A 12,077-nucleotide genomic window follows, 5' to 3' on the forward strand; every position below is an offset into this window, starting at 1 on the left:
CAATGCCAAAACAACAATGTCGCCCATGTATGGGTTTTATCAGTACATACGCAGCCCCGCTAATTGCACTGGCGATAATCCCCCTACTTGGCTCCACCGCTAACGCCGCGCAGATAACGGTTCGCAGTGCTGACGGCCAACCGCTTGAGGACGCCGTCGTTGAGGTTTACTACGACACAGCGGCAGGCAACCCTCCTCAAGAAGAGAACATCTATCAGCGCGATGCCGCCTTTCACCCCAAGGTACTCACGGTGCCTACCGGCAGCTATGTCGCCTTTCCCAATCAGGATACAACCCGTCATCACGTCTACTCTTTTTCATCCGCCAAAACCTTTGATTTAAATCTCTACCTGCAAGAAACGCCGCCGCCGGTTCAATTTGACCAACCCGGCATTGTCGTTTTGGGGTGCAATATCCACGACCATATGCAGGCTTTTATTGTTGTCAGCGACGCCCCCTATGCGGCGACAACCAATGCTGAAGGCTCGCTTGCCCTGCCTACGCTGCCATCTGGCGAGCATCGCGTGCGCGTTTGGCACCCTCAACTCGATGATAGCCAGCAACTCTGGTGGGAAGGCAACGTTAGCGATACCGACCAACTAGACGTCAGTTTGGAACTCAACGCGCTCCCTCCCCCAGCGCCAACGCTCTCGCCCCTTCAGCAGCGATTTAAAGATGCCAATTAAGCCCCTACCAACGTTCGGGAAATGGCGATCCGCCACTTAGTGAGGTTGCTATGCGCTTTAGAACGCGCCTGATGCTAGTGCTACTGACCGTGGTGATTGTCTCGCAGCTCGCCACCGGCGTGGCATTTCTTCGCGCGACCCAAAATGACGTCATTGCGAAAGGCTCCCAACGTTTAGAGGTGGGCGCCAATGTATTGGCACAACTGCTGGACGCCCGTGGTGAACAGCTAGCCAATAATGTCGCGATCCTCGCCGATGACTTCGGTTTTAAAAGCGCTGTTTCCACTCAGGATACCGAGACCCTCTACTCTGTGCTGGCCAATCACGGTGAGCGTGCCAAGGCCGATATCGTGTTGCTCAGCGGTCTCGATGGACATATTTTAGCCAGCAGCCATCACGCACAAAACAGCCCCATGCCTTTCCAGCAGCTATTCGAACGAGCTCGCCAAGAGGGCGAGGCGGTTAGTGTCGTCATAGCAGATGGGCAACCTTATGAGTTTGCCCTGCTACCCGTACGTGCGCCCAACCTGATTGGCTGGGTCGGCATGGGGTTTCTAATCAATCAGGCGGTGACGGAAGAGATTAATGCATTAACCGGGCTGGACATTAGCGTGGTTAACTTCCGCGCTAACCGTGAGATCAGCTACCTGGCAAGCACCCACGATGAGCAGTTAGCCCAGCAGTTAATCAGCGGGCGTGGGAGTGAGCTCATCGAAGGCGACTACACCCTACACAGCCAGATGACGCCGGATGCTGAGTACCTCTCCTATGCGAGCCAGCTCTATTCCGACGACGCTAATCACACCTATGCGCTGCTGCAACTCTCCCGCAACGAGCTACTCGGCGCTTACCGTTCATTACAGTGGCAGCTGCTGGGCATTATTGCCCTGATCTTACTGTTTACCGTGCTGATTGCCATGTGGAGTGCACGGAGCATGAGCAAACCGCTAATGGAGCTGGCGAAAGCGGCACAGCGCATTGGACGCGGCGAGCGTTTCACCGAGTTACCGATCGGTACTGAGCGCAGCGAAACCGGGCTACTGGCGTCGACACTACTCGCTATGCAGGAGGGCATCGCTCAGCGCGAGGCCACGCTGCATCACCAGTCCCGCCACGACTTACTCACCGACCTGCCCAACCGCATCAGCGCCCAGGAGGATATTAGCCTTTTGATCCAACGCGGCGAGCCTTTTACCCTGCTGCGTCTGGCGATTAATAACTTCCGCGATATTAACGACACCTTCGGCTACGCGCTGGGGGATCATATGCTGGTCACCCTGGCCAAGCGCTTACAGCACTTAGATGCTGATAGCACAGCCTACCGGCTTGATGGTGATGAACTGCTGCTCCTGGTGAAGCAGTCGAGAACTGACTTTGCCTGGCGGACACGCCTTTTCACCACCTTGCACCAGCCTATCGACCTTGATAAATCCCCCGTCACGCCGTCACTCTCGGCGGGTGAAACCAACTACCCCGACCACGGCGACAGCCCGCAACTGCTGCTGCGTCGGGCCGATATCGCACTGGATATGGCGCGCCGCCAGCGCCAGCCCCACCAACGTTACTTAGAGGGTCAGGATGAGCACCATTTACGCCAGCTCACCTTGATTCGTGACCTACAGGACGCGGTGAGCAACGGTGAGCTATGGATGGCCTACCAGCCTAAAGTAGACACACGCAGCGGCCATGTTAATCAGTGTGAAGCGTTGATGCGTTGGCGCCACCCGTCGCTGGGCTTTGTACCACCTGATGAATTTATTGGCTTAGCTGAGCGCTCGGGAAGCATCCGCATGCTCAGTCAGTGGATGTTGGCCAATGTCTGCGCCCAGCTGCAGGCCTGGCAGCAGCGTGGTTACCACTTATCGGTAGCCGTTAACCTCTCCGCCAGTGATGTGATGGATCGCCAATTAACGACTTATCTGGCTAACCTACTTGAACGCTACCGCCTTGCCCCCGCCCGCCTGAGTATCGAGGTCACTGAAAGCGCTGTCATGCAGGATGTAGATGCCGCCATGGCCACGTTGACGGAGCTTAACCAGTTGGGGCTGCGTATCGCCATCGATGATTACGGCACTGGCTACTCCTCTCTGGCGCAAATCAAACGCCTTCCCGTAGACGAACTCAAGATCGACAAATCCTTTGTATTGGCGATTGATTCGCAAAAAGATGACTTAACCATTGTCAGCTCGACCATCGAAATGGGCCACAGTTTAGGACTGCGTTTAGTGGCCGAAGGCGTTGAGAATCTCGCCAGCGCAGAGCTGCTGAGCAAGCTCGGCTGTGACTATTTGCAGGGCTATTGGATTGCCAAACCAATGCCCGCTGACGAGCTCCCCGCTTGGTTGGATAATTTCACCTCGCTGTCGTTGCCCCACCCGATGTCTTCCATACTAAAGATGCTCCAGAGAAAGCCATGATGTTATTTCAATCGGTGTGTTCACTGCACCGTTCAACCTTTCGGCACTTCCTTTCCGGCTGCCTGGCGCCCTGCCTAGCCCTGCGATTAGCCCCGTGCTTAGCGGTCTATTTAGCGCTTGCGGCCGCTCCATCGTTTGCCGGTAGCCGTATTGTAGGTACGGGTGGGGTAAGTGCTATTGAAGGGGCCGCAGGAGGCGGATTATCGCCTTGGGCCGTGCTATCCAGCACCGCAAGCGAGCAGGAAATAGGCGTAACGGCTGCCGCCACTCGTGCCTGGGTGGACGACTACCGGCTAACGGTGACCAGCGCCAGCGTGAATATTTATGATCGTGTTGAAGTCTCAGCGGCTCGTCAAACCCTTGACTTAGAAACCCTGGGTGGCGAGCTAGGCCAGGATATTTACGGCGCAAAGGTGCGCTTATTCGGCGATGTGCTCTACCACCCTTGGGGCATTTGGAGTGCTGGCGTACAGCATAAACGACTGGTGGATGGCACTATTCCCACCGCCCTGGGGGCCGATGAAACGCGCGGTACCGATGTATACCTTAGCGCCAGCAAGCTGCTGTTTAGTGCGGTTGCTGGACGCAATGTTCTGCTCAACGCCACCTTGCGCAACACCGACGCCAACCAGGGCGGCCTGCTCGGCTTTGGCGGTGATCAGGGTAGCCGCTCGTGGGTAGCCGAGGGCAGCGTGGGCGTCTTTATGACCCCGCAGTGGGTTGTCGGAGCCGAGTATCGCCAGAAACCCGATAACCTAAGTGTGGCTAAAGAGGACGATTGGCAAAGCCTCTACACTGCCTACTTCTTCAATAAGCACTTATCACTGACGGGCGCCTGGTTGGATTTAGGCGACATTGCCGGTCTACCTTCTCAGCACGGCGGCTATCTTTCMCTCCAGGCAGCTTTTTAAGCGGGGCGCTATGATTGATCAACGCAGCACCTATCAAAACAAAAGCTATCAAAGCAAATACACTCGTGCACGTGGTTGTTTAATAGCGCTTACGTTTGCCGCGCTCACATTGACACTCGCTGGCTGTGTTCATCAGCCAACTCAAACGACGCTCTACGAGCGCCTGGGCGGTGAAACTACGATTGATGCAGTGGTTGAGAACCTGTTATACCGAATTGCGGATGACCCTGAGGTAGTGGTGTTTTTTGCTAACACCAACATAGATCTGTTTGCCGAATCGCTAGCCAGCCAGCTGTGCGATGTCAGCGACGGCCCCTGCCATTACGATGGCCCGCCAATGGATCGAGCTCATCAACATATGGGGCTGACGGATGTGCATTTTAATCGCTTAGTGGAACATCTTGATGCCGCCATGCAGGAGGAAGACATTGCCCTTGGCGCGCGTAATGAACTACTTGGCAGACTCGCGCCCATGTACGCCGACGTTATGCGTCTTCAGTAACCTGCCAGCCGTCACGGCCCATCGTTTTTACCCGGTAGAGTGCTTTGTCAGCGGCTTCGTAGGCGTAGGAAAACGTTGCTTCATCGGCCACAAAACAGCTGCCGCCCACGCTTAACGTCACGCCTTTTTTATCCGGATGGGCGGGATGCGTAAAGTCAGCTTCACGCAGCCCTTCAATTAACTGATGACAGTAGCTCTTTAGCGTATCAATGTCTGGGCAATGGAGTAGTGCCGCGAACTCATCACCTCCCAAGCGATAGAGCTGCGCTTTATCATTCAGCGTTTTACCAATCAATGCAGCCAACTGGCGCAACAGGGTATCGCCTTGCGGGTGCCCGTAGGCATCGTTGTACTGTTTAAAAAAGTCGATATCGACCAGAATCAGCCCCAACGATTGATGCTGCTTCGCCAACACATCCTGGTGCAAAGCGCTGCGATTGCCTATCCCAGTGAGCGGGTCGCGCATGGCACGCTGCATCCACTCGAAGGTCTCCTGAGTGGCGCGATCCGTGCGCCGCAGCTGGCGCTCGTGAAGCCACCAAAATAACAACCCCATCACAAAGATTAATAAACTGGAGTAAGTCAGCACTAGGCTATGCTGGCGGGTACTTTCTGAAAAATCATTAATCGCCGCACCCCGGCGATCAAGCTGATCCATCTCAATGTGGGTTAAGCATTGAATCGGTGCGAACAACGCCATCGCCGCAGCGACACGGTCAATGTCGCGTGCCGCTAACGAAGCCACCAGCCGATCTAACTCCGTCAAACTAGGCTCGGAACAAGCATATTCACGCCGATATATGTGCATATCGGCTAAACCGTAGGCCAAGTCAATATCCATGGTGGCAGCATCCAGCGCTTCTAGCTCTGGCTGATCGCTCAAGAGCTCGGACTGGGCATTTTGTAGGTAGACCCGTGCCCGCGTAGAGAGCTGCTGGCCTGTAAGACTCCCCGTCTGGCTGAAGTACGCCTGTATTTCGGGGTAGACCCAGCGCGATTCATAAACTATCAACACCATAAGCGCCAAAAAGCTCATCAAGCTCAGCGACAACCACGTAATGTAGCGATGCTGGCGCGCTAGAGGCCGTGGTTGCATCGTTGGCTGCGCAGCTAGCTTGGGTTTGGATGTCACCACTTCGCCTCTATGCTACGAATCATCCAGATCCAGTCGTTAAACTCACGCAGGKTTTCTACGTCGCGATCACCATAGTCACGTTCCACCAGACGCACAGGGCCTCGCGTGCGGATGGTGAGCGGATCGCCATCCTCAGAGCTAACCAGGTACCAATTAGGGTCATTCCAGCCTTCTAAGGTAACCTCGTAGTCATCCCAGGCGGTAAAGTGAAGTGCTGGGGGTACTTCGCCAAACTGTTCAATCAGAAAGGTACGAAAAGCGACTCCCTGCATCTCCACTTCGCGCCCCTGATAGGGATCGTAGAGCGTAAACGTCTCGTCGGACATGGCGCGTAAATCACTAAGGGCGACCTTTTCAGTGACATCGCCGTTGATCATATTCAATGCCTGGGCAAAGACAGTCGTTGGAAGTGTTATGCCCACGACAATTAACGTACACGCCAATCGATCACGTACACGCCCCCATGGGCTGCGGTGTAAGGCAACTGCGTTCATGGCAAAGCTTCCTGGTGTGTGCATTCTTTTAAAGAACTTTACCAGAGCAAGCTTTACATTGCTCTTAAACGCACGCTACGTGTTTTCAACCCAGCCGATTTTGATATTTCAAAAAAAAGCCAGCCCATTATGGGCTGGCAACAGGAGGCTTACTACGCTAGCAAACCCCCTCCCCTGACAAGGTTTACATGAATTGGGTAAGCTACTTCTTGCGCTCATCTTTACGTAGATGATCGCGAATCACGAAGCCCACCCAGCCCACCATAAATGCGATTACTAACGCGACGGTGGATAAGCCGAAGATAATTGTGTCATCCCAATACATGGTGAATCCTCCCGCCGTGATGTATGCGTTCATACTAGTCACTCAATGGCGGGAGAATACTGACCTAGGTCAAGTTACGGCAGGCGGGGGAAGGCGGTTAAACAGGAAATTGATACCGATCAATTTTTGGGCGTGATGAGCACTAAAGCACCTTGCGGTCTTCGACTTTGCTGTGCTCGGTACCTGGCGGTAACGGGTGGCCTTTGGCTAACTCTGCACGGGTAGCTTCGCGTACGTCTAAAATGGTCACTTTATAGTTTAGCGTGCGCCCGGCCAGGGGGTGGTTGGTATCAACGGTGACCCGGTCGCCATCAACTTCGAGTACCGTGACAATTTGCGGCCCGGCTTCGCCTTCGGTTTGAAAGCGGCTGCCCGGCGCTAACTCAGCGTTCCCAAAAGAGCCGCGGCTGACTTCTTGAACCAGGTCTTCGTTGCGCACGCCATAGGCATCGGCAGGCATTAGTTGAACGCTTAACTCGGCCCCAGCCGTTTGGCCTGATAAGGCACTCTCTAGCCCTGGCACGATATTGTCGTGACCATGCAAATACTCTAGCGGCTTATTGCGCGCCTGGGAGTCATCCAATACCTGCTTGCTGCCATCGTTGAGCACGTCGCTAAGGACATAGTGCAAGGTAACGACCTGATGCGCCGTAATCGACATGGAAAACTCCTCTCCGGTAAGCTGTCGGTTTTGTGATAAAACTTTGTATTAGAACACTGTCTTAGGCTTTGTACGAAAAGTCGGCGAGCGAAGGTCAGGTAAGGCAAAAAACGGCGAAAAAGCGGAGTTTACGGGGTGTAAATGAGCATTTTGAGCCGTTTTTTAACGCAGCATGGCCGAGCGCAGGCAGTTTTCGTACAAAGCCTAGTTTACCACCTGGCCATCGCCAGCGTCTTTCCACCAGGAGTAGCGTTTCATGTTAAGCCCCACCCCCCAGCGCAGTTGGCTTGCCGCGCTGGCTGTTTATTGTCGTGCGCCCGTTATTACCATGCTGTTTTTGGGGTTTTCCGCTGGCTTACCATTTTTGCTGGTGTTTTCAACGCTCTCAGCCTGGCTGCGCAGCGATGGCGTTGAGGTCGCGGCGATTGGCTTTTTTGCCTGGATAGGCATGCTCTACTCAATCAAATTTTTCTGGGCGCCGGTGGTGGATCGGCTAGCGCTACCGATTTTGACCCGCGCCTTTGGGCAACGTCGTGGCTGGATGCTACTGGCTCAAGCGACCATTGCTGCGGGGCTAGTGGGACTCGCGGGTTTGAGCCCGGTGGGTAACCTCGGTTGGGTGGCCCTGTTTGCACTGCTGGTGGCCTTTGGCTCGGCGACCCAGGATATTGCCATTGACGCCTACCGTATTGAGTCCGCCGATGACGATGTTCAGGCGGCTATGGCCTCGACCTATATTATTGGCTATCGCGGTGGCTTACTGGCCGCCGGTGCCGGTGCGCTGTATATCGCGGCGTCGGCCTCTTGGGATGTGGCGTATCTCAGCATGGCAGCGCTTATGAGCATTGGCGTGCTTACCGTGTTAGTACGCCCGGAGCCCAAACGCGCCTCGCTCTCCATCCAGCTTATACACGAGCCAAAGGTGCGGGCGTTTATTCGCGCCAGCCGGGGCAAACCTAAAGTGCTACGCCGCCTGGGTGCCTGGAGCATTGGCGCGCTGGTCTGCCCGTTTACCGATTTCTTTAGCCGCTATGGAGTGAAAGCACTGTGGATTTTGGTGTTTATTGCAGTGTTTAGAATCAGCGATTTAGCCATGGCCTCCATGGCCAACCCGCTGTATATCGACCTGGGCTTTTCACTGGCCGAGATTGCCAGCGTCACCAATATATTTGGCATTGCCATGAGCATTACCGGCGGAATTTTAGGCGGGCTTTGCGTGGCGCGCTACGGCATTGGACCGCTGCTGATTTTCGGTGCGGGGTTGGTGATGGTCACCAATTTACTGTTTGCCTTGCTTGCCTTAGTGGGCAATCAGCTACCCATGCTGGTGGTGACGATTATTGGTGACAACCTTGCCAATGGCTTAGCCAGCGCAGTGTTTATCGCTTTTCTCTCCAGCCTCACATCACGGGCCTACACCGCGACGCAGTACGCGCTGTTCTCGTCATTAATGACGCTACCAGGGAAATTTTTAAGCGGCTTTGGCGGGCTGGTCGTTAACGCCCAGGGCTACCCAAGCTTTTTTGTTATCGCCACCCTGCTCGGCTTACCGGCTATTTTACTGGCGGTCTGGATCAGCCGAGACAAACAATTAGTGCCCACCCCCAAGCCTGCTTAAACAGGCTTGAAGGCCAGGCTTGAAGGATTAGCCGAGTGAAGGTTTAGAACTAGCGGTGTGCTTCCAGCCAGTCCAACGCCCCTGGCGTCGTGCGCCACTGATCGCGCATCAGCGTTCGGTACTGCCACGCTTCCGCCCGGGAGCCGGGGTCAACCTGGCCATCTGGGTGGGGCATGGAGGGCCGGGGGTTTTCGGCACAAATCAGCTCCAACGCATAGCGGTTATGGCCGAGCACATCGACAAGCGCGGTCTCAGCGGCTTCACGCTGCTCTAATCGATACAGCGCCAGGGTTTTGCCCATTAGTAGACCAAGCACCAGCGAGCCGTCGTCGTCATTCTCTTCCGCTAACGCCAACGCTTCTTCATTGCGGTCATCGCGCAGCAGTTGATCCAGCACCAGCTCACGCAGACCCAGGCTATCCTCTTGGTCAATCAGCAATAGCTCTTCGGCCAACTCGCGAGAGTGCTGGCGGGCGCCGCGCTCCATACCCACCACCAGCGCTAGCCCTGTGCGTAGCAACATGGCGTTGTTAGCATCGTCCCAGCACAGGCTGCCGTCGCCTTCGGCGCGGGCTTGTTCCAACCAGCGTGAGAGGCGCAGCGCCAGCGGTTCCAGCAGGCTCGGCGCCATCCACGGCAGGCTGCCAAAACGGCTGGTGAGCGCCAGCGTCAAATCTTGCACCACCTGAGGCGCGTCCAACCACTCCGGGTGTGCACACAGTGCCGACATCCACTCAATGGCGTTGCCCCAGGGATCATCGCGAAAGCCCAGCGCTACGTCTTCATCCACCAGCACCTGGAACTGCTCATGCCAGGCGGCAAATAGCGTCGCCTCGCGGGCACTGGTGTTATAAAACAATCGGCCGGTTTCAGCATCGGCGCTGATATCGATTTTGGGGGCGGTGGGCAGCGCAGCCAGCAATGCCTGCAGTGCCACCAACGGCGTGGCCAGATCCTCTTCGGCGCTGAGCAACTGATCAGCCAGCGTTGCACCAGGGTTATCCGCTAGCGCGGCCAAAAAATCCAGCTGGTCTTCGTCCAGCTCGCCCTGGCGAACCAGGCGGCGATACCAGAAGTTGGCGCGCTCTTTGGCTTCCTGCTCATGGCCTTCATGCAGCAACAGCATGGCTTCAATGTAAGCCAAGGTAGGCGAATCGGGTAGCGCCTGCTGGGCTTTTACAAAGGCGCCACGGGCACTGTCCAAATCATCGTTATCCAGATGCATCAAACAAAGCCGCTCAAGGGCCACACCGCGCAGAAACAGCGGTCCGCGCTCCATCACTTCATCAAGCAGGTCGGCGCGTTTACGACTAAAACCACGCTCTTGATAAATATCCAGCAGGATTTCAAAGGCGGGTTCGGCCTGCTCGGGCAGCCGCGACCAGTCGCTGCCATCGAACAGCGACTCGAGGATTTGCATAGCGCGCCCCGTCTGGCCACTTTCCGCGGCGATCAGCCCGGCTTCCAGCAGCGCTTGAGCCGGTGCCTGCTGGCTATCCAGCGCGGCTTTCAGGGTCGCGCCCTTCCATTCGCGCAGCGAGAGCATCCACATCATCTGATCGGGAATTTCGGTGGGAAACTCGACCTGGTAGCAGCACTGCTTAAATTTGCGCCCGGAATCGCACCAGCAGGGCTCGTTACGCCCTGGCGTGGCGAGGGGCTCGCAGGCAAAATCGAGCCGTTCCAGCGGTGTTTGCGACCACAGCAACGGCGCTAGCGCCTGGGCCATGGTCACATCACCTTCAAAGGCGTCCGCACCTTTGGCGCGCACCCAGGTCATGAAGTCCGGATAGTGTTCTTGTTGCCTGATTGCCGAGAGTGCCCCGGAGGCGAATCCCAGCAGCTGATCGACCCATACCGCCAGCATTGCCGTCTCCACTTATAAAAGACCCTATTGAAAAGCGACATAGTCTAGCATGCAGTGGGGCGCTACCGCAGCGGCAATCGGTTGATCGTTAATGGGCTCGTTCCAAGAGTGGACGCGTACGCCCATGCATATCCAGCCGCGCGCCCAAGCGCACCAGATTCCAGTAGTGGCCGTTCAGCGCGCGGGAGAGCAGCAGTGTATCTGCAGGGGGCTGCAGGCGGTCCATCGCTGCCCACACTTTAGGGGTTAATTCGCGCAATCGCCGGTGCACTCGCACATCGCTAAAGTCCTGCTCACCCGGCTCGAACAGCGGCGCAATACACTCCGCCGACTCACGATACAGTGCCAACGGCGCGCCCTGCCCCTGGCGCCCGCCCATTTTCATCAGCGCTTCGTCCATTCCCATCGCATCATGCTTTAAGGTGGCATCGAGCAGTTGCATCATGGCTTTTATACGCGCCTCAGGCACGGCAATAACCGCCCCTAAATCATAAATCACCAGCCGCCCTTGAGCATCAGCGGCAAAGTTACCGGCGTGAGGGTCGGCGTGCAGTTCGCCGTAAGTAAATAGCTCTTGGGTGATCCAGTCGGCTAACGTTTGGGCTATGCCTTGGCGCGTTGCATCATCGGCGTCTGCCAGTTCTCGCAGCGGCGTGCCGTCAACATAGCGCATTGCCAACACATAAGGCCCCGAGAGCTTCGGCAGCGCCTCAGGAATCACCAGTCGGGGATCATCTTTATAACGCTCGCGGTAGCGGGCGAGGGCATCCGCTTCAGCGTGGTAATCCAACTCCCCACGCAGGCTTTCGGCGAGCTCTTCAAACAGCGCATCCAAGCGCGCCTGGGGAACCTTAAACCAGCGGCCTAAACGCATAATGCGCCGCACTTGGATCAAATCACTCTCCAGCACATCCGCCAAGCCTGGGTACTGCACTTTAAGCACCACCGTTTCACCTTCATGGGTGGTGGCACGGTGCACCTGCCCCATGGAGGCGCTGGCAAACGGGCGCTCCTCGATTTCACTGAAGTAGTAGTCGATATCAGCGTATTGCAGCACCAGCGCTTCACGAATTTTTGGCCACGGCATCGGCTCGGCCTGACGCTGCAGGCGGGCAAGCTCCTCAGCGAGATCCGGGGGCAGCAGGTCATCCCACTGGGACATAATTTGCGCCAGCTTCATGGCCGGGCCTTTAAGCTCTGAAAGCCCCTCAAACAGCGCTTCGCCCAAGGCACGCCAATCCGCTTGGCCGCCTAAACGGGTTTTCAGCAGCGCGCCGCCGGTGCGCGCGCCCAAGCCCATTAATCGTCGTGTCCTGCCTCGCTCACGCATTGGCTATCCCCTTGAATTTCACCACACCAAATTATTTATACACAATTTATACAACTTAACAGCATTGACCACTTACCGCATCATTATCCTGCGCCGCTCCAGCTAATCTTTAGAGCGTCTGCTACCATAGC

Annotated in this window: 11 protein-coding genes; 5 read left to right on the forward strand and 6 right to left on the reverse strand. The window is 56.2% G+C overall.

Features of this window, described 5'->3' with window-relative positions; genetic code table 11:
* The first annotated feature begins 2 nt into the window (after nt 1–2).
* From HALO_RS13680 to HALO_RS13695, 4 genes are read left to right on the forward strand one after another with little or no spacing between them, the layout of a single operon-like run.
* A complete protein-coding gene (locus HALO_RS13680) occupies nt 3–686 on the forward strand; it encodes a Cupredoxin (RefSeq protein ID WP_050713539.1) in 684 nt (227 codons plus the stop codon).
* Nucleotides 687–736: 50 nt separating this feature from the next.
* Nucleotides 737–3,103: a bifunctional diguanylate cyclase/phosphodiesterase gene (locus tag HALO_RS13685; RefSeq protein WP_035578800.1), complete on the forward strand. Its 2,367-nt coding sequence runs from the start codon at nt 737–739 to the stop codon at nt 3,101–3,103.
* Entirely contained in the window at nt 3,100–4,014 is a 915-nt protein-coding gene (locus HALO_RS13690) for a DUF3034 family protein (RefSeq protein WP_231896717.1), read from the forward strand. Before HALO_RS13685 ends, HALO_RS13690 begins: the two co-directional genes overlap by 4 nt.
* Before the next feature lie 10 nt (nt 4,015–4,024).
* On the forward strand, nt 4,025–4,516 hold the full coding sequence (locus HALO_RS13695; protein ID WP_081899054.1) for a group I truncated hemoglobin: 492 nt from the start codon (nt 4,025–4,027) through the stop codon (nt 4,514–4,516).
* Here the strand turns inward: HALO_RS13695 and HALO_RS13700 are convergent.
* The 4 genes from HALO_RS13700 to HALO_RS13710 all read right to left on the reverse strand — a co-directional run bounded on the left by HALO_RS13700 (nt 4,500) and on the right by HALO_RS13710 (nt 7,131).
* The gene (locus tag HALO_RS13700; RefSeq protein ID WP_050714184.1) at nt 4,500–5,612 is read right to left on the reverse strand and encodes a GGDEF domain-containing protein; all 1,113 of its coding nucleotides are present in this window, start codon (nt 5,610–5,612) and stop codon (nt 4,500–4,502) included. The genes HALO_RS13695 and HALO_RS13700 overlap by 17 nt on opposite strands.
* Before the next feature lie 32 nt (nt 5,613–5,644).
* Nucleotides 5,645–6,145: a hypothetical protein gene (locus HALO_RS13705; protein WP_050713540.1), complete on the reverse strand. Its 501-nt coding sequence runs from the start codon at nt 6,143–6,145 to the stop codon at nt 5,645–5,647.
* Between the two features lie 202 nt (nt 6,146–6,347).
* A complete protein-coding gene (ccoM, locus tag HALO_RS23120; protein WP_157693175.1) occupies nt 6,348–6,503 on the reverse strand; it encodes a cytochrome c oxidase subunit CcoM in 156 nt (51 codons plus the stop codon).
* Nucleotides 6,504–6,612: 109 nt separating this feature from the next.
* Nucleotides 6,613–7,131 carry an FKBP-type peptidyl-prolyl cis-trans isomerase gene (locus HALO_RS13710; RefSeq protein ID WP_035578798.1) on the reverse strand — a complete coding sequence of 173 codons (519 nt, stop codon included), beginning with the start codon at nt 7,129–7,131 and terminating at the stop codon, nt 6,613–6,615.
* 256 nt (nt 7,132–7,387) lie between these two features.
* Here HALO_RS13710 and HALO_RS13715 point away from each other — a divergent pair, with 256 nt between their 5' ends.
* The gene (locus HALO_RS13715; RefSeq protein WP_035578794.1) at nt 7,388–8,749 is read left to right on the forward strand and encodes an AmpG family muropeptide MFS transporter; all 1,362 of its coding nucleotides are present in this window, start codon (nt 7,388–7,390) and stop codon (nt 8,747–8,749) included.
* A 49-nt stretch (nt 8,750–8,798) separates the two neighbouring features.
* On the opposite strand, the gene HALO_RS13720 is transcribed toward HALO_RS13715, so the two are convergent.
* Complete coding sequence (locus HALO_RS13720; RefSeq protein WP_035578792.1) at nt 8,799–10,616, reverse strand: SEC-C metal-binding domain-containing protein; 1,818 nt, start codon at nt 10,614–10,616, stop codon at nt 8,799–8,801.
* A gap of 88 nt (nt 10,617–10,704) precedes the next feature.
* On the reverse strand, nt 10,705–11,946 hold the full coding sequence (locus HALO_RS13725; protein WP_035578789.1) for an ABC1 kinase family protein: 1,242 nt from the start codon (nt 11,944–11,946) through the stop codon (nt 10,705–10,707).
* Nucleotides 11,947–12,077 lie beyond the last annotated feature (131 nt).

Source organism: Halomonas sp. R57-5 (assembly GCF_900070345.1).
In the GTDB taxonomy this organism is placed as follows: domain Bacteria; phylum Pseudomonadota; class Gammaproteobacteria; order Pseudomonadales; family Halomonadaceae; genus Vreelandella; species Vreelandella ventosae_B.

Bases quoted from the DNA above. Each gene is read 5' to 3' on its own strand.
- ccoM (WP_157693175.1), bottom strand. From the start codon at position 6,503: ATGAACGCATACATCACGGCGGGAGGATTCACCATGTATTGGGATGAC.
- HALO_RS13710 (WP_035578798.1), bottom strand. From the start codon at position 7,131: ATGTCGATTACGGCGCATCAGGTCGTTACCTTGCACTATGTCCTTAGC.
- HALO_RS13720 (WP_035578792.1), bottom strand. From the start codon at position 10,616: ATGCTGGCGGTATGGGTCGATCAGCTGCTGGGATTCGCCTCCGGGGCA.
- HALO_RS13725 (WP_035578789.1), bottom strand. From the start codon at position 11,946: ATGCGTGAGCGAGGCAGGACACGACGATTAATGGGCTTGGGCGCGCGC.
- HALO_RS13700 (WP_050714184.1), bottom strand. From the start codon at position 5,612: ATGCAACCACGGCCTCTAGCGCGCCAGCATCGCTACATTACGTGGTTG.
- HALO_RS13695 (WP_081899054.1), top strand. From the start codon at position 4,025: ATGATTGATCAACGCAGCACCTATCAAAACAAAAGCTATCAAAGCAAA.
- HALO_RS13685 (WP_035578800.1), top strand. From the start codon at position 737: ATGCGCTTTAGAACGCGCCTGATGCTAGTGCTACTGACCGTGGTGATT.
- HALO_RS13680 (WP_050713539.1), top strand. From the start codon at position 3: ATGCCAAAACAACAATGTCGCCCATGTATGGGTTTTATCAGTACATAC.
- HALO_RS13715 (WP_035578794.1), top strand. From the start codon at position 7,388: ATGTTAAGCCCCACCCCCCAGCGCAGTTGGCTTGCCGCGCTGGCTGTT.